Raw genomic sequence first — 16,053 nt, 5'->3', positions numbered from 1 at the left:
GCTTATGCTGGCCTAATTGTGCGTTGGTCAGTTCCACCAGTCCCAACTCGTCCACCATCCCAGCAACCAAGCCTAGGTGATCCAGATTCTCTATCTTCAACCGATGCATCCATTCTCTTGAGGGCTGCTTCTACTCTACGGCACACCACCTTTCTTATTCATTGTCAACCTGCGGAATGCAGGTTGTTATCCTTGGCCAAGATTCCAAGAGTGATCAAGATTCTGAACAGATAAGCCTTGGCACTCCTTATGGTTTACATCACAAGGGTTCTCGTGAAATTCTTGGGCGTACAAAGCTTTACTTTGAGATGATCGTTGCCCTGTTGACCTTATGCTACAGAGTATATTTGACAGATGTTTATAAAGTCTGGGTTTGTGATCCGAATCGCCCTTACCACGGTGTAAAACTGCCGAGAGTAGATCAAGAAAAGTTTATAAGTACCTTGAAAGTAGAGATTCTGGCTATGAATCCCGTTGCTCTAGTAACGTGGGGAAAGGAGTCAGCGAATAGCGTTAAGGAATTAGATCTCAACATTCAGCACTTGATTTTTCCTCACCCTAGTGGCGCTGCCAATGGAACTTGGAAAAAGTTGATGAATCAATCTCCTACCCACGAAAATAAATTGGCATACTGGAGTTCTGAGATCTCAAAGGTGTTACCTAAAAGTATCTGATGAGTTTAGCCTAAGTATTAATAATTGCATTCTAAATCATGAACGATAAAGAAATTATTTCTGAATTCATAGCAAGTCAAAAAAGGCAATGATGGAATTCAGCTCCTTGTTCGCGGTATATCCTGGCCACATCCTCATGAACCCGTATCTAGTTGGACAGTAGCCTCTGTACTCCCGCAAACCTTCTCATCTCAGGAATTGGATTCCAAAATTCAGGAGATTTTAGATAATGAGCAGTACTTTAAAGTTTGCCAGGAATGTGGGAAGCGGAAACCCCGTGGTTGGATGCATAATGATGGTATCTGCCAAAGTTGTGCCGAGAATAATCACGGCGTTGTCTACTAAACGCAAGATATAGGAGAGCTGAGTGTTATGACTATCTCCTTGGATTTACCAGTAGAGCTAGAGAATGAGCTTTCTGCTGAGGCTTCTCAACTTAAATTGCCTCTAGCAGAGTATATTCTTCGCGTTCTCTCCTTTCGCCCTTTTCTGCAAAATCCTCCCAAAACAGGCGTGGAGCTAGTTGCCTACTGGGAAAGCGTCGGGGTTATCAACTCTCGGCCTGATATTACTGACAGCCAGGAGTACGCCCGCCGGTTGCGTGACCAAACTGAACATCGTGAGCGGGCTTAGGTAGCGAATGTACCTGGTTGATACCGATGTCATAATCGACATTCAGCGGGGGTATGCGCCAGCACTGGCTTGGTTTGCCTCTGTCCCAGCGCTGCCGAGCATCCCAGGCTTTGTGGTGATGGAATTAATTCAGGACGCTCAGAACAAACAGCAGGTGCGGAAAGTCTTACAGCTTGTAGCGCCTTTGACCATCATTTGGCCGACCGAAACTGACTGTGCTCGGGCTTTGTCTGATTTCACCGCTTATCATCTGTCTCATAAGGTTGGTTTGATTGATGCCTTGATTGCGGCCTGTGCTGTTGGGCGTAGCGCAACCCTCTGTACTTTCAACGTAAAGCACTACCAAGTCATCTCAGGCTTGAGCCTGGATCAACCCTACAGTCGCTAAAGCCGCCTAACACCTCATTGGTGCGGACGGTATAGAGGTTATCGGTGGGTGTTCGAGGTCGTCTGCCGCCGCACAACTTCACCGTTAGCTGGCTGTTTAGTCGTGTTGGCTGTAGCTTGAATGTGGTCTGTGGGACGAATAGGACTCAGGTTGGTTTTATAAGAATTGCATGTTGCAATCTTATTTCAGATAATCGCTCAGCTTGGTCGCTTCGTGTCCGATCGTAAATTCGCCAACAAGCGCATAGTAGACTATGCAAGCGCGTATCATTGCCTCAAATACGCAAAGCTGACGGGTAAAAATTAAGTCTTTCGTACAGTCTCAAACGGTACTGAGCGACTTGAGCGAGAACAGCCGTCATTTTGGAAGCGCTTGCTGTCTCCTCCCCTATCTCCCTCATCTCCCCCATCTCCCTCATCTCCCCTATCCTCCAGCCCGCTCCCTGTTGTAGGATACAAATTTACTCATCGTTCGCCCCGTCTGCTGTCAGCATGAAAAAAACCTTCGTTCTGGACACCAATGTTCTTTTGCATGAGCCAGATGCAATGTTGGGATTTCAGGACAATGACGTGGTGCTGCCCATCACTATTATTGAAGAACTCGATCGCTTTAAAAAGCGAATGGAAGAAACCGGGCGCAATGCCCGCCAAGCTTCGCGGATGCTAGACGATCTGAGAAGGCGAGGCAGCTTGACTCAGGGCATTTCCCTAGATTCGGGCGGAACGCTGCGGGTGGCGCTGTGTCACCGGGAAACGCTGCTGAAGCTGCCGCCGGAACTGGAAGGCGATAGCGACGATAACGCCATTTTAGCCGTAGCCCTAGAGCTGAAGCATCACTGTGACTGCCCGGTGGTGCTCGTGAGCAAAGACACTAATCTGCGCATTAAGGCCGACACCTTGGGGCTGATTGCAGAAGACTATACGACTGACAAAATTGACGTTTCTGACTTTTACACGGGCATTGTCGAGGCAACAGTAGAGGCGGCGGCAATTGATGAACTGCAGCAAATTGGCGTTACGGAGCTAGCGCAGCCGGTGGCCCCCAATCAGGCGGTAGTGCTGACTGACAGAGCAGATCCGTCTCATACAGCCCTGGCAACGGTGGAGCCTACCAGCCATAAGGTGATTCCGCTAGCTAAACTGCCCAAAGTCGGCGTGTCGCGGATTCAGCCCCGCAACCGCGAACAGCAGTTTGCCCTCAATCTATTGCTGAATGACAACGTACCGTTAGTGACGCTGGTGGGCAAAGCCGGGACGGGCAAAACCCTGCTGGCGATCGCCGCTGGGCTGCAAAAGGTAGCCGATGACGGTTTGTACAGCCGTCTGCTGATTGCCCGACCGATTGTGCCGATGGGCAAGGATCTCGGCTATTTGCCTGGCGACGTGGGAGAAAAGCTGACGCCCTGGATGCAGCCCCTCTACGACAATTTTGACCTGATTTTTGGTACGCAAGTAACGAGCGATCGCCCCAGCTACTGGCGGCGGGGACACGAAGAACTGATTGAGCGGGGGCTGCTGCAGATTGAACCGCTGACCTACATTCGTGGGCGCACTTTGCCCCAGCAGTTTTTTATCGTAGACGAGGCCCAGAATCTAACCCCTCACGAAGTTAAGACAATTCTGACACGGGCCGGGGAAGGCACCAAGATTGTGCTGACAGGCGATGTCAATCAGATTGACAATCCCTACGTGGATGCGGCGAGTAACGGTCTCAGCTACGTGGTTGAGCGCTTCAAGTCCGAGCCGCTAGCCGGACACATTCTGCTGCAGCGGGGCGAGCGATCGCCCTTGGCCGATCGGGCCTCAATTTTGCTTTAGTCCGGCTGAAACTGCCAGCGCAGCAGCAGCGAATTGAGCACAACGCTGACGGAGCTAAAGGCCATCAGTCCGCCTGCCACGGCTGGGCTGAGGCTAACCCCGTAGGCGGGCAACAGAATGCCAGCGGCCAGGGGAATCCCTACCAGATTGTAGGTGAAGGCCCAGCCCAGGTTCTGACGAATTTTGTTAAAGGTAGCGCGGCTGAGGCGAATCGCTTCTAAAACATCGCTGAGGCGATCGCGCATGAGGACAATATCAGCCGCCTCCATCGCGGCGTCGGTGCCAGAGGTGAGGGCAATGCCGACATCAGCTCGCGCCAGAGCGGGGGCGTCGTTGATGCCATCGCCGACAATGGCAATGGTGCGTCCTTGATCTTGCAGATTGGCGATCGCCTCTACTTTGCCTGCTGGGGTCATCTCGGCTAACACGCAGTCGGCGCTAATGTTTAAAGTCTGGGCGATCGCCTCAGCCGCCGCTGGCTGATCGCCAGTGAGAATTTGAATTTTTAGGCCGAGCTGCTGTAGCTCGGCTAGGGTTGTGGCGGCTTCCGGGCGGAGCTGATCGGCAGCGGCCAGCAATCCGGCAAGCTGCCCCGCCACGGCCACATAGACCACCGTTTTGCCCTGCTGCAACAGCGCAGCGGCGCGATCGCGGGCCGCCTCTACCGCAATACTGTGCTGCTCTAGCCAAGCAGCATTGCCGACTAAAACGGTTTGGGCCTTACCCTGCCAGGTGACAGTGGCCGCAATGCCAGCCCCAGCTGCCGTCTGAAAATCCTCGGCGGCTAAACTCTCTAACGCTAGTTTCTGGGCCTGTCGTTCAATTGCGATCGCCAGCGGATGCCGCGTTCCCTGCTCGACGGCGGCGGCTAGCTGCAGCAGTACATCAGGATCTAAATTAGGCTGCAATGGCAAGCAGTCAGTAATGTCAGGCTGCCCCTGGGTGAGCGTTCCGGTTTTATCAAACACCAGCGTATCTAAGCGATGCACCCTTTCTAAAACATCGCCGCCGCGAATCAGCAAGCCACACTCAGCCCCAATGCCGGAGCCTACCAGAATAGCCGTCGGCGTCGCGAGGCCCAGAGCACAGGGACAGGCAACGACTAGCACCGCGATCGCCAGCTTGAGGCTAATCAGCAGCGCTGAAGGCTCACCCATTGCGGCATGACCCATATGGGCTTGGCCCAGCACGGCAGGCATCACCTCCGGCCAGAGCGGTAGCCCAATGAAGTACCAGAACAGAAAGGTCAGCGTTGCGAGGGTCAGGACGCCGTAGGTAAAGTAGCCAGAAATGACATCAGCCAGCCCTTGAATCGGCGCTTTGCGGGTCTGGGCCGTTTCCACCAGGTCAATCATGCGGGCTAGCACCGTGTTTTGCCCGGTTTCGCTCACCTGCAGGACGATGGCCCCGGTCTGGTTGAGGGTACCCGCGATCGCTTTGTCGCCCGGCTGCTTGAGCACTGGCAGCGATTCGCCAGTCAGCATTGACTCATCTATGGTGGTTTGTCCCGTTTCCAAGATGCCGTCTACCGGAATTTTTTCACCCGGCAACACCTGCAGCCAGTCCCCAGCCTGCACCTGTCCCGCCGGAATTTCTACACCTCGCTGCTCGGCTACAGCCGCCTCTGGATTGGGCACCAAGCGGGCAACCTGAGGCTGAAGGGCAATCAATGACTGCAGCGAATCAGCGGCCCGATAACGCGCTCTTTGCTCTAGGGTTCGCCCCAGCAGAATGAAGCTCAGCAGCATGACCGGCTCGTCAAAGAAGCACTCCCAGCCCAGCTGCGGCCACAGGAGAGCAACCAGGCTAGTGACATAGGCGCTCACTGTTCCTAGCCCCACTAGGGTATTCATGTTAGGAGCGCCGTGGCGCAGTCCTTGCCAGCCGTCAACCAGCAGCGATCGCCCCGGTAGAGCTAGGGCCAGCGTCGCCAACCCGGCGTGAAACCAGATATGGCTCAGCACCGGAATCACGACATCAAAGTGTCTCAGATGCCCCAGCGTGGACAGGGCGAGCAGAACACCGGCGATCGCGAGCTGCTGAAGCTGCTGCCGATTTTCCTGCTGCTTGCGGGCGGCCCATGCTTGAGCCCGGTCGGATTCGGCAATGGCGCTGTCGTCACCGCGCGGCTGGCTAGGAAATCCGGCCTCGGTAATCTGCTGGGCTATCGTCTGCGGATCGGCTTGCCCGGCCTGGTAGTCAACAGCGGCCACCTCAGTGACTAAGTTTACGGTGGCTGAGATCACGCCTTCACACTGCAGCAGCTTTTGTTCTACCACGCGCACGCAGCCAGCACATTTCATGCCGCTGACATCGAGCACGATGGTTTCAGTAGCAGAGGCAGGCGCGATCGCTTTGTTCGGGTCAGCCGGACGGCTAGCGGTTGAAGTCACAGACAGGCAGCCTAATCTAAATGAGCAATACAGAGTCTCCTATCTATTCTGATAGAAATATCGCTTTTAACTCAAATAGGGGCAGCAATATCTGCAGATTTCTGATTTGCTCAATGTCTAGCCTAAAAGGCTGATTCAGTTTCAATCGGCTTAATCGCCTGGGCTCGACAGTCCCTGAGCCAAAGCTGGACGGCGCGGCCAATGGCCCCATAGGTGCTGTCAATTGGCGGCGTCAGCACGCGGCCTAAATTGGGATAATCCCCCTGCCGCGAAAGCATGAAGGCCAGCCGCCAGTCGTTGCCTTCTGCGTGGCTGCGAGTCAGGAATAGCCAGTGGTAGTGCTGCAGCTCGACGGCCCTTAGATCGACGTATTGGCGCTCTAGAGTCGTAAAGAAAATTTGATAAACCAGATCCTCAGTGTCAGCGTCAAAGGTATAAGTCCAGCGATCGAGGTCTAGCGGCTGAAACTCTGGCTGGCTAGTGATTAGAACCGTTGTCGGTCGCTGAATTTCGCGGAAAGGGCCAGAGCTGCGCTGAATCACCCGGTTGCTGTAGCTGGGTAAGTCCCGCAGCAGCCCCGCGACCACGGTTTCTAACTGAGCGGGACAGGCTACCTGAGGCCGCAGCGGGGTTGAGGCTGCTTCATCTGCTACAGCGGGAGCGGCCCAGCTAAGCGGCAGCAGATGCGTGCTGGCGATCGCCCCCACTAGCGCCCATCTCTTGAAGCGCGCGCCTGACATCTAGATCGCCAACTCCTGACAAATGCGCTCAAACGCGGCGCAGGGGTCATCTGCGGCTGTAATCGGTCGGCCAATGACTAGGTAGCTAGCCCCCGCTGCGATCGCCTGAGCAGGGGTCATCACCCGGCGCTGATCGCCTTTAGCGGCCCAGTCGGGTCGCACCCCCGGACATACCAGCAAAAAGTCGTCTCCGCAGGTACGTCTAAGCAGGTCTGCCTCATGGGGAGAGCAAACGATTCCGGCGAGACTGCTTTCCTGGGCCAGCAGCGCCATTTGCAAAGCATAGTCAGACAGCTCCAAAGGAATCTTGAGCTCAAAGGCCAGCGATCGCGCATCTAGGCTAGTGAGTACCGTCACGGCGATTAGGTTAGGAGGCGGATACCCGCAGGCGGCTGCACCGGCCACAGCCGCCTGCTGCGCCTGCTGTAGGGCTGTCCGGCCAGCCGGGGCATGTACCGTCATCAAATCGACGCCGTAGGCAGCAGCAGCCCGACAAGCGCCAGCCATCGTGTTAGGGATGTCGTGAAACTTTAAGTCCAAAAAGATGCGCTTTCCCTGGTCTTTAAGATAGGACAGGACACCGGGGCCGCTGCTGACAAACAGTTCCAAACCCACCTTCCAAAAGCTAACGGCTGGGAGCTGCTGCACTAGGGCGATCGCTTCTTTTTCGCTAGCCACATCCAGCGGCACAATAATTCGCTCAGCAGGAGACATCATTTCACTAGGCGTACAAACTTCTTTTTGCCCATCTGTAAGACTTTTCCGGCCAAAGCCTCAGGAGATTCAAAGGTCAAGTTCGGATCCTCAACCCGCTCGCCCTCTAGCTTCACCGCCCCGCCATGAATTTGGCGGCGGGCTTCACTGCTGGATTTGCACAGACCACTAGCGCCAACGATATAAAAGATCTTGGCCGGAAAGGCCACTTCGCCTAAGGAAAACTCTGGCACGTTTTCAGCGCTGTTTGTCTGTCCCTGAGTCAGGGTGAGGGCATCCTGCTGGGCCTGCTGGGCTGCGGCTGAGCCCCGGTATTGGCCGGTTATTTCCAAGGCTAGGGATTTTTGGCGATCGCGGGGATTTGCTGGCAGATGCGCCAGCGGCAGGTCAGTCAGCAGCTCAAAGTAAGACTCAATTAAGTTGTCGGGTATTTTTTCCAGCTTGGAGTACATCGACAGGGCGTCTTCCTGCAGGCCTACATAGTTACCCAAAGACTTAGACATCTTCTGGGTACCGTCTGTGCCCAGCAGCAGCGGCAGCAACATGCCAAACTGGGGCTTGAGGCCGAAATGACGCTGCAGATCGCGGCCCACGGCAATATTAAACTTTTGGTCAGTGCCGCCTAGCTCCACATCTGACTGCACCGCCACTGAATCGTAGCCCTGCATCAGCGGGTACATAAACTCGTGCAGATAAATCGGCGTTTCCTGGCCGTAGCGCTGGGCAAAGCCTTCTTTGGCTAGCATTTGCCCTACCGTCATCGTCGCCAGTAGCTCTAGAATCTTGGCGAGATCGAGCGCTGCCAGCCATTCGGAGTTGTAGCGCACCTCCAAACGCCCCGGCGTATCGAAGTCTAAAATGGGCCTCACCTGCTCCAGGTAGGTTTCGGCGTTGGCTCTGACCTCAGCCTCGGTTAGCTGCTTGCGCACTTCTGACTTGCCCTCTGGATCGCCAATGCGAGCGGTGAAGTCGCCAATGATCAGCACTGCCGTATGGCCCGCATCCTGGAAGGCTCTCAGCTTACGCACCGGAATGCTGTGGCCGACATGAATCTCGGCGCCGGTGGGATCAATGCCCAATTTAACCCGCAGCGGGCGATCACTCTGCAATAGCCGCTGCATCAGATTTTGATTGGGATCCTGGCTGGCTGGCTGCTGAGGAAAAACCTCGCTCACGCCCCGGTAGATCCATTGAAACTCCTCTGGGATTGTGCCAAACTGCGGGGACTGCACAGAACCGTTAACCGCCATAATTTTCAATGATTCTCCCGATCAAGCAGAGCTACCGCTGAATAGCGTAACAAAACCTTAGCTATTCTATGGCAGGAATGGTCTGCTTGCTTTATCCTGAAGGCCAATCGCAAATTTTGCAGATTTCGCAGACGGGTAAGATGTCACTCCTCAATTAGCCCTTTATAATTTTCAGAATCCAAGAATTTTTCAAACCTGTTGATAAGGGAAGTAAAAAAACAGTGTCAACGAATACTGTCCGCCAAACGCGATCGCGACCGGCTCGACGTCAGTCTACATTAGACGTTCTCAAGTTTGTGCAAGACGTAGGCCAAGTTGCGACTGCCAGCATTTTGGGGGCTACCATGCTCACCAGTGCTATCGTGGCGGGCGGTTTAGTCGGTTTAGCCGTTAGCTTTCGCAACCTGCCAGATGTGCGAATTCTGCGCAACTACCTGCCCACCGAAACCAGCTATATCTACGACATCAACGGCACCCTGCTCGACAGTCTGCACGACGAAGCTAACCGCGAGGTGGTTGACCTCAACGATATTTCACCCGACTTGAAGCGAGCAGTCTTAGCTATTGAGGACAGCTACTTCTACACCCACAAAGGTATTAACCCCAGCAGCGTTGCCCGCGCCCTGCTTGCCAACATGCAGGCGGGAGCCACAGTGGAAGGGGGATCGACTATCACCATGCAGCTGGTGAAGAACCTGTTTCTCAGCCCCGATCGCACCGTCAGCCGAAAGCTAGCCGAGGCCGTTTTGGCCCTGCGACTAGAGCAGATTTTTGATAAAAATCAGATTCTAGAAATGTACCTCAATCAGGTGTATTGGGGACACAACACCTATGGCGTAGAAACTGCGGCCCAAAGCTACTTTAATAAGTCAGCGACGGAGCTGACCCTGGCAGAATCAGCCATGATGGCGGGTCTAATTCAGGCTCCGGAGGAGTTTAGTCCTTTTGTTGACTATCAGGAGGCCAAGCGCCGCCAAGCCCTAGTGCTGAGCCGGATGCGACAGCTTCAGTGGATTACCTCTGATGAAGAAGCCGCGGCCAAAGCCCAGCCGCTGCTGATTGGTGAAATCACTTCATTCCGCTCTAGCCAGTCTCCCTGGATCACGGAGGCAGTAGTGCAGGAGCTGACCGATCAGTTTGGCCAAGAGGCTATTCTCAAAGGGGGAATGCGGGTTCAAACCACCATCAATCTCAACTTCCAGCGCATTGCTGAAGAGACTGTCAAGCGCAACTATTCTGTTCTGAGAGGGCGGGGACTCTACGCCGATCAGATAGCTTTGGTGGCGGTCGATCCGCGTACGCACTTTGTTAAAGCGTTAGTGGGCGGCGTTGACTACCAAGATAGCCAGTTCAACCGGGCCGTACAGGCTCAGCGCCAGCCTGGATCTGCTTTCAAGCCCTTTGTTTACTACGCCGCTTTTGCGTCCGGTCGCTATGCCCCTGAAAGCGCGATCGCCGATACGCCAGTCAGCTACCCCGATGGTTACGAATCCTATTCACCTCGGAACTATGATGGCTCCTTCATGGGCAGCATTTCTCTGCGCAAGGCCCTGGAGCTTTCCCGCAACGTCCCGGCGATTAAGCTAGGACAGGCCGTTGGCATCGATAAAATCATCCAGATCTGCCGCACCTTAGGAATTGCTAGCCCTATGGAGCCAGTTATTTCTCTGCCGTTGGGCGCAGTCGATCTAACGCCCTTAGAAATGGCGGGAGCCTATGCCACGTTTGCGAGTAACGGCTGGCACTCAGATCCGACCTTAATTATTCAAGTGACCGATTCTACCGGCGGCGTCCTCTTGGATAATACGCCCAAACCCCAGCTTGTTTTAGATCCCTGGGCAACAGCCGCGCTCACTAGCGTACTCCAGGGCGTGATCAACAGCGGTACGGGGCGCTCGGCTCAGATCGGACGTCCGGCGGCGGGTAAAACCGGAACCACTGACTCGCAAAGAGATATCTGGTTTGTGGGCTATGTACCTCAGCTAGCCACTGCCGTTTGGGTCGGTAATGATGATTATTCGCCGCTGGGTGCGGGGGCCACAGGGGGCGGCTATGTAGCACCCATTTGGCAAGACTTCATGCAGCAGGCGTTGACAGATGTGCCTGTAGAAAATTTCCGCAGTCCGTCTGAGTTTGTTCGTCCTTAGCAGCGTCTTGCGAAGCTCAAACTTCTTTGATTTCAGCCTTCATTCGCTCCAGGGTTCGATTCATCTGATCGAACATCTGCTGGGGCGTCATGCCAAACTGATCAAGCTGGGTTTTCAGCTGCTCTACGGTCATTTGAGCCATAAAGTCGTCTGACAGCTCAAACCGCTTCATGAAAATGCGATAGCGCTCCATGATGGCTTCCATCTGCTGGATATAGAGCTTCTTGCCTTCGCGATCAAATTTGCCATAATCGCCACCAAGCTGCATCAGGGACTGATAATCCTGAAAAAGCTTCATAGCTTCTTGTTGAACAATTTCGGAGTCAAAAAATCCCATTTTTTCCCGATCGGTGCTTGACGCAATATTTCGTGGATAAGTTCAGCGTAAGAGTTTTGGGGAGTGGGCGCAAAGGTGAGATATCCCTACTCGCTGCGCCCTAGGGCAGACTCAATCACGGAAGAATAGGCCCAAAAGTCCTTTGCGACGTTTTTTAGCTGTGTGACCGTTCAGCTCGCTCAAATCAATATCAAGCTGCTTGGCATACTTCAGGGCAGTTGAATTTTTGATGTCAAGCTTAAGCGCTTGGCGAAAATGGACTTTAGCCATGCCCGTCAAATTTTGCAAGAGATAAGCCTGTCCTAAGAGGGTATGATAAACGCTGTTTTTAGGCTCTATGCGCACAGCATCCCGCAGTTCTTGAACTGCATGAACCGGACTGCCCTTCATCAGATATTCTCTGGCCCGATCGGCATGGCGCTCAGCGTAGTTGATCGAGGGCGCTTCGGTTTCAGTTTTGGGCTTTTGCGAAAGAGAAACTTGGCTAGTATCGGCGGCAGCTACCAGCCCAGAACGCTTCTCCCGAATGATGGGATCGCCCATCTTGCGGCGCAGGTAGACCAGGTTAAGCTCTGAAAGCTGATGGGTTGACTGTTCAAAAGCCGTTGCCGAACTGTACTGAGCTGTACACAAGTCGGTGAGCGCTTTTTCATAAAAAACATCTACCTCAGTCTCTTCAGTTTGCATTAGCTTTTGGGCCAGCTGTCCTGAGGGAATGAGACGGCCTTCACGGCTGAGGCGACGCACCTTAAATCGCAGCGTGGCTAATGTCTCAGCCCGGCCTTTATCCTGCTTGAGGCGCTGATAGGCTGGGTTCACTAGTCTGGCTAAAAGCTGCTGGGAAAACTCCTGGACTGAAGCATCGTGGGTTGCCAAGATATCGGGATGCAAGCGCTTGGCGACCTGGCGATAGCGTTTAAGGATGCGGCGCTCATCGGCTGCAACCGAAACGCCAAGAATAGCGTATGGATCGGCAAATTTTTTGAGCCAGTCTTGGGAAAAAGCTTTTTGTGACATGCAGCGATCGCGTGGAGCAAACTAAAGCCGATGATATTAGCAACACCCTTGATGTGAGTTCTACGGCCAACGGGTCAATCTAGATGCAGCCACGGACTAACAGCCAATCACGCTGGGGGCCCAAAAACTCGTTGGAAAGAAAGCTCAGCTAAACACTAGGATAATGAAATTTAGAGGACTTCAAGCGGGTTGCACCAAAATTAAGAGGCCGGGGCTGTTCGATCTGAGCATGTCATCCTCAAAGGCTAGGCGGCGATTTTGTTAATCATCTTAATGATTGGGTTATTGGTTCTGTAGCCTTGTTATCAAGCTGGTAGCTTACAGGAGATTCAGGCAAAAGCGCAGCTTTTCTCACTATCATAGGAGCACATAGGGTACTGAGACTTCCGCCAGGTTGCTGATGACCTCAAACGGCTCTAAGTTTAGGCGATCGCCGCTGGCCTGTCTTTGCTAATTACACAATCCGCTTATGTTAGCTTTTCCTAGAAATCGTAAAGTGGCGGCAGCTTTAGCTATTCTGAGCGCGCTTGAGCCGATGCCCATTCCTGTCTCTGGGCTGCACAAGTTTTACCTGGGTCAGCCTTTTTGGGGCATCTTGTATCTGCTGCTAGGCTGGACGCAGATTCCCCGCATTGCCAGCGCCATTGAAGGGGTTTGGTATTTGATGCTGAGTGACGAAGATTTTATCGCTCGCATTGCCTCTACCCCCGCGCCAGTCCAGCCGGAAGCGATTAATCCTGGACAGGTGAGCGCGATCGCTACCGCCCTCAGAGAGCTAGATTTACTGCGGCAGGAAGGCTTGATTTCAGAATACGAGTTTGAGCAAAAACGACGCCATCTGCTAGATCAAATCGCCTAGTATGGCCTATAGGCAATCCGCTCCCAATGAGCAGCTATGAATTCGTCCCCTCGGCCATCGGCTTGGCAACAGCTTAAGCAATCATTTCAGGCTCACTTACAGCCGCCGCGATCGCAGTTGCGAGAAGATCCCTTCTATCGCTTTCAGTCCATCACAGAAGTGACACAGGCCGCCCGGCTGGGCATTCGCATCGACGTTAACCGGGCCACTGTAGACGACTGGCTACGTCTACCGGGTATTTCAATTCATCAGGCCCGTCTGCTGGCAGCGCTCACCCAGTCAGGCGTACAGATACATTCTTTGGAGGCGCTAGCGGCAGCTCTCAACACTTCAGTGGAGCGTCTCAGTCCGCTAACGCCTATTCTGCAGTTCTGCTTTTACGATCCAGACAGTCCTGGCCAAATTCAGCGGCTCAATCCCAACACCGCGACTCTAGAGCAGCTGCTTCGCATTCCAGCGATTGACCTGTATCTAGCACGTCGAATTATTGCAGGCCGTCGCATCAAGGCTTATACCCATTTAGCTGACCTGCAGCAGCGCTTGGGACTGCCAGCAGCCCTGGTCGAGACGCTGCTGCACTACTTGGCTTTCTAAGGCGATAGAACAAGCAGTGTCCGCTTTGTGAGGGAGCTGGTATTCGCTTGTAGTCTGCTAGCGGGTCCTAAGTCCATAGCCCCTGTTGTCACTGCAGCCAGCAGCCAGCAACAGCTCTGTACCAGCACCCGCTTTGCAGCCGCTATCCGCCAAAAGACCGTGTAGTCATCGGTGGGTTCACGGTAAGCTGAAGGTGTTTTGGAAATTGGTATTAATTCAAAGTTTTAGGGGAAATTCATGCAACTGCGAGCTGTGGCGATCGCGATTCTGGCTGGCTGCTTATGGGTGATGAGCTGGCTGCTTGTTCCACCTGCTCATGCCTTAACTGCAATAGAGCTGACAGATTTGGACTACAAAACCTGCCCGGAAGAACTCTCTCAGGGACTGGTAGGTAGCGGCAGCAGCCTTGAAGCCAACTGCTTCTTGGTCTACGGCAAGGCGATTAACAACTCCGGTAAGCCAGTTCTCAACGCCGATATTTTTGGCCGCATTTATGATGCTAATGCCAATCCGGTCATGCAAAATCGCAATCGTTTAGGCTCTATTGACGAAGTGCCGCCAGGAGAAAGCGACTTTGAGCTGCGCGTTTCAGTGCCTGCCAATCAGCCCACTCCGCTCAAGCTAGAGCAGTTTAAGGCATCAGGCTTTACCGGGCGGGTGCGGCGCTTTTAAGCGGATTTTTGCCCTGCCTGTGGCACTCTCCCTGGCAGACGATTTCTGGTTTAAATGGTTTAAATTATCGGGCTAATTCTTCCTGCAGCATTTCATCGTAGATCTGCGGCAAATAAGCGCTCATACTATTGTCTTCGATGCCATAGCCTAAGCTTGTCCAAGTACCAGAAAGCATTTCTAGTACCGTATAAATTTCGCCTTGACGCAGTAGATCTGAGAGACTGACGCCCCAGGCTTGCTCATCGCTGAGCCACTGGTAAACGACCCAGTCCTGATACTGGGGTTCAAAACTGTAGGCTGTCCAGAACTCAAACCAGGCGGGCGGGCTGGGATGATAGGCTTCTGCTTTGTCCAGCCAGGTCGTTGTCAAAAACTGATAGCGGCCTGCGGCTGTGGTGCAGTCTCCTAGGTTAGGCCCGGCTACAATAGGCACGCACTGATCGGGGTGCTGGCTCAAATCTTGAACGCGATCGCCTCCATACAGCACGTGATAGGGATGGGCTAAGTTGGACTCGCTGGCCGAGATAGTACGCATCAGCGCTCGGATATAGGGATCGCCTCCCTGCATAACTAGCGGAATTGGGGTTTCAGTCCAGTTGTTGTATCCACCCAGCAAAGCGGGCTGAGAATACGGAATCCAGCGAGAGATCAGCCAGGCTACCCCCAAAAACATCAGGGCCGTAATCAACAGCGGCCCATGATCTTCACGGCGCGGCGGCGCTGAGGTATCGGAAGAAACGCTTTTAGCTTCAGGCATAGAGGCGGGAGAAGGCACAAGTTTGGGAAAGACTGGTCGGGTTCTGCAACAGCGACCCGGAGTAGATTCGCTCTGCCGCTATCTTAGCTCATTGACTACAGACCACTTTTGCCATCGGCGCTAGTCTGCAGTTAGTTCGAGCCAATAAACTGTTCGTACGCCTACTTACGGGTTCTAGCCCACTGGCTGCTGCGCCACATTGTCAGATAGATAACGCCTGTAATCAGCGCCCCCAAATTCCACTTAAAGGATTTTTCTAAAAGACTTTGACGCCGAGAAGCAATACTTTCCTGAACCTGGGAAGACAATACCGCCTCGTTCTCTTCAATTGAGGAGAGTAATTCATCCTTGAGCGAGGGCAAAGACTGTTCATCTGGAATATTAGGCACTGCGTTCTGGGCCGTTAGCTGCGCAATGAGCTGCTCTAGATCTTCTTGTGAGCTGATACCGGCAATCTCGGTTTTAGCCTGCTGAATCTGCTGGCCTAGCTCATTGGCCTGAGTTTCAATTTGGGTGACATTCTGCCGATCGATACGCACCGTATTGGCAACGCCCAGCGGAATGAGCAACAGATGGGCAATTCCAATCAGTAAGAGCAGCCATGAAAAAACGGGCAACAGCAAAAGTTCCCAGCGGGCACGCTCCTCTTTTTCGCCTAAAAAGATAAAGGCAAAACCAATTAAGGCAACGGGTGCCCGCTCAATAATTTGCCCTAAAGCCTGAAACTCCCAGTTGGGGTTGAATAGGACAGGTGGAATTAGAATTTCGCCCAAGTCGATCAATGCTAGCAGGATTAGCCCATAACCGATCCAGTGCATCGGCTGGACTGACCGATTCCAGGCAGTTCTAGCTTTCCAAAGCTGTCTAACCGCTTGGGTTAATTGTTCAGTTTCTGCGTTAGCCATTACTTTCTTGATGTAAAACTTCTGAATTGCTGGAAAGTAGAATAATTATGTAAAGCATACGATTGCCGCTAGGCAGATCAGGATTAAGTATGGCTAAGCAGGTTCACTTGGCTTTACAGCTTCTGCGGCGGGTTAGCAGGTTCGCGCTGCAAAATC

At 53.4% G+C, this 16,053-nt stretch carries 17 protein-coding genes; 8 read left to right on the top strand and 9 right to left on the bottom strand.

Annotated elements, in window-relative coordinates:
- Positions 1–100: DUF4277 domain-containing protein (locus tag QJQ48_RS14685; RefSeq protein WP_346291993.1), on the bottom strand; the 100-nt coding region annotated here is incomplete at its 3' end.
- A gap of 76 nt (positions 101–176) precedes the next feature.
- Here QJQ48_RS14685 and QJQ48_RS14680 point away from each other — a divergent pair.
- From QJQ48_RS14680 to QJQ48_RS14665, 4 genes are all read left to right on the top strand, one after another.
- Positions 177–674, top strand: coding sequence for a uracil-DNA glycosylase family protein (locus QJQ48_RS14680; protein WP_346291982.1), 498 nt, complete (start codon positions 177–179; stop codon positions 672–674).
- A 372-nt stretch (positions 675–1,046) separates the two neighbouring features.
- Positions 1,047–1,307, top strand: coding sequence for a hypothetical protein (locus tag QJQ48_RS14675; protein ID WP_346291981.1), 261 nt, complete (start codon positions 1,047–1,049; stop codon positions 1,305–1,307).
- Between the two features lie 7 nt (positions 1,308–1,314).
- Entirely contained in the window at positions 1,315–1,695 is a 381-nt protein-coding gene (locus QJQ48_RS14670) for a PIN domain-containing protein (RefSeq protein ID WP_346291980.1), read from the top strand.
- Positions 1,696–2,186: 491 nt separating this feature from the next.
- Positions 2,187–3,512 (top strand): PhoH family protein, encoded by a 1,326-nt coding sequence (locus tag QJQ48_RS14665; protein ID WP_346291979.1) that lies wholly within the window; start codon positions 2,187–2,189, stop codon positions 3,510–3,512.
- Here the strand turns inward: QJQ48_RS14665 and QJQ48_RS14660 are convergent.
- The 4 genes from QJQ48_RS14660 to tyrS all read right to left on the bottom strand — a co-directional run bounded on the left by QJQ48_RS14660 (position 3,509) and on the right by tyrS (position 8,609).
- Positions 3,509–5,905 carry a heavy metal translocating P-type ATPase gene (locus QJQ48_RS14660; protein ID WP_346291978.1) on the bottom strand — a complete coding sequence of 799 codons (2,397 nt, stop codon included), beginning with the start codon at positions 5,903–5,905 and terminating at the stop codon, positions 3,509–3,511. The genes QJQ48_RS14665 and QJQ48_RS14660 overlap by 4 nt on opposite strands.
- Positions 5,906–6,027: 122 nt before the next feature.
- On the bottom strand, positions 6,028–6,645 hold the full coding sequence (locus QJQ48_RS14655) for a hypothetical protein (protein WP_346291977.1): 618 nt from the start codon (positions 6,643–6,645) through the stop codon (positions 6,028–6,030).
- A complete protein-coding gene (gene pyrF, locus QJQ48_RS14650) occupies positions 6,646–7,359 on the bottom strand; it encodes an orotidine-5'-phosphate decarboxylase (RefSeq protein ID WP_346291992.1) in 714 nt (237 codons plus the stop codon).
- A complete protein-coding gene (tyrS, locus tag QJQ48_RS14645; protein WP_346291976.1) occupies positions 7,359–8,609 on the bottom strand; it encodes a tyrosine--tRNA ligase in 1,251 nt (416 codons plus the stop codon). Before tyrS ends, pyrF begins: the two co-directional genes overlap by 1 nt.
- A 221-nt stretch (positions 8,610–8,830) precedes the next feature.
- Between tyrS and QJQ48_RS14640 the strand changes: the two genes are divergently transcribed.
- On the top strand, positions 8,831–10,756 hold the full coding sequence (locus tag QJQ48_RS14640) for a transglycosylase domain-containing protein (protein WP_346291975.1): 1,926 nt from the start codon (positions 8,831–8,833) through the stop codon (positions 10,754–10,756).
- A gap of 16 nt (positions 10,757–10,772) precedes the next feature.
- Here the strand turns inward: QJQ48_RS14640 and QJQ48_RS14635 are convergent, their stop codons facing one another.
- Both QJQ48_RS14635 and QJQ48_RS14630 read right to left on the bottom strand, forming a co-directional pair.
- On the bottom strand, positions 10,773–11,093 hold the full coding sequence (locus tag QJQ48_RS14635) for a DUF1825 family protein (RefSeq protein WP_346291974.1): 321 nt from the start codon (positions 11,091–11,093) through the stop codon (positions 10,773–10,775).
- Positions 11,094–11,204: 111 nt separating this feature from the next.
- A complete protein-coding gene (locus QJQ48_RS14630) occupies positions 11,205–12,110 on the bottom strand; it encodes a J domain-containing protein (protein WP_346291973.1) in 906 nt (301 codons plus the stop codon).
- A 469-nt stretch (positions 12,111–12,579) separates the two neighbouring features.
- Here QJQ48_RS14630 and QJQ48_RS14625 point away from each other — a divergent pair, with 469 nt between their 5' ends.
- From QJQ48_RS14625 to QJQ48_RS14615, 3 genes are all read left to right on the top strand, one after another.
- Positions 12,580–12,969, top strand: coding sequence for an NINE protein (locus tag QJQ48_RS14625; RefSeq protein ID WP_346291972.1), 390 nt, complete (start codon positions 12,580–12,582; stop codon positions 12,967–12,969).
- A gap of 36 nt (positions 12,970–13,005) precedes the next feature.
- On the top strand, positions 13,006–13,563 hold the full coding sequence (locus QJQ48_RS14620; RefSeq protein ID WP_346291971.1) for a helix-hairpin-helix domain-containing protein: 558 nt from the start codon (positions 13,006–13,008) through the stop codon (positions 13,561–13,563).
- 237 nt (positions 13,564–13,800) lie between these two features.
- On the top strand, positions 13,801–14,235 hold the full coding sequence (locus tag QJQ48_RS14615; RefSeq protein WP_346291970.1) for a hypothetical protein: 435 nt from the start codon (positions 13,801–13,803) through the stop codon (positions 14,233–14,235).
- Between the two features lie 64 nt (positions 14,236–14,299).
- Here the strand turns inward: QJQ48_RS14615 and QJQ48_RS14610 are convergent, their stop codons facing one another.
- Together QJQ48_RS14610 and hpsJ-A are read right to left on the bottom strand one after the other, a co-directional pair.
- Entirely contained in the window at positions 14,300–14,992 is a 693-nt protein-coding gene (locus QJQ48_RS14610) for a glycoside hydrolase family 24 protein (protein WP_346291969.1), read from the bottom strand.
- A 161-nt stretch (positions 14,993–15,153) separates the two neighbouring features.
- Positions 15,154–15,897 carry an HpsJ-like protein, cyanoexosortase A-associated gene (hpsJ-A, locus tag QJQ48_RS14605; protein ID WP_346291968.1) on the bottom strand — a complete coding sequence of 248 codons (744 nt, stop codon included), beginning with the start codon at positions 15,895–15,897 and terminating at the stop codon, positions 15,154–15,156.
- Positions 15,898–16,053 lie beyond the last annotated feature (156 nt).

The organism is Sphaerothrix gracilis Ecp01 (assembly GCF_030405905.1).
GTDB classification, from domain to species: Bacteria; Cyanobacteriota; Cyanobacteriia; order Phormidesmidales; family Phormidesmidaceae; genus Sphaerothrix; species Sphaerothrix gracilis.
This window is presented reverse-complemented; position numbering and strand designations above follow the sequence as displayed.

Excerpts from the sequence above, each read along its gene's own strand:
- QJQ48_RS14680 (WP_346291982.1), top strand. The coding sequence starts at position 177 with ATGCAGGTTGTTATCCTTGGCCAAGATTCCAAGAGTGATCAAGATTCT.
- QJQ48_RS14675 (WP_346291981.1), top strand. The coding sequence starts at position 1,047 with ATGACTATCTCCTTGGATTTACCAGTAGAGCTAGAGAATGAGCTTTCT.
- QJQ48_RS14670 (WP_346291980.1), top strand. The coding sequence starts at position 1,315 with ATGTACCTGGTTGATACCGATGTCATAATCGACATTCAGCGGGGGTAT.
- QJQ48_RS14665 (WP_346291979.1), top strand. The coding sequence starts at position 2,187 with ATGAAAAAAACCTTCGTTCTGGACACCAATGTTCTTTTGCATGAGCCA.
- QJQ48_RS14655 (WP_346291977.1), bottom strand. The coding sequence starts at position 6,645 with ATGTCAGGCGCGCGCTTCAAGAGATGGGCGCTAGTGGGGGCGATCGCC.
- pyrF (WP_346291992.1), bottom strand. The coding sequence starts at position 7,359 with ATGTCTCCTGCTGAGCGAATTATTGTGCCGCTGGATGTGGCTAGCGAA.
- tyrS (WP_346291976.1), bottom strand. The coding sequence starts at position 8,609 with ATGGCGGTTAACGGTTCTGTGCAGTCCCCGCAGTTTGGCACAATCCCA.
- QJQ48_RS14635 (WP_346291974.1), bottom strand. The coding sequence starts at position 11,093 with ATGGGATTTTTTGACTCCGAAATTGTTCAACAAGAAGCTATGAAGCTT.
- QJQ48_RS14630 (WP_346291973.1), bottom strand. The coding sequence starts at position 12,110 with ATGTCACAAAAAGCTTTTTCCCAAGACTGGCTCAAAAAATTTGCCGAT.
- QJQ48_RS14625 (WP_346291972.1), top strand. The coding sequence starts at position 12,580 with ATGTTAGCTTTTCCTAGAAATCGTAAAGTGGCGGCAGCTTTAGCTATT.
- QJQ48_RS14620 (WP_346291971.1), top strand. The coding sequence starts at position 13,006 with ATGAATTCGTCCCCTCGGCCATCGGCTTGGCAACAGCTTAAGCAATCA.
- QJQ48_RS14615 (WP_346291970.1), top strand. The coding sequence starts at position 13,801 with ATGCAACTGCGAGCTGTGGCGATCGCGATTCTGGCTGGCTGCTTATGG.
- QJQ48_RS14610 (WP_346291969.1), bottom strand. The coding sequence starts at position 14,992 with ATGCCTGAAGCTAAAAGCGTTTCTTCCGATACCTCAGCGCCGCCGCGC.
- hpsJ-A (WP_346291968.1), bottom strand. The coding sequence starts at position 15,897 with ATGGCTAACGCAGAAACTGAACAATTAACCCAAGCGGTTAGACAGCTT.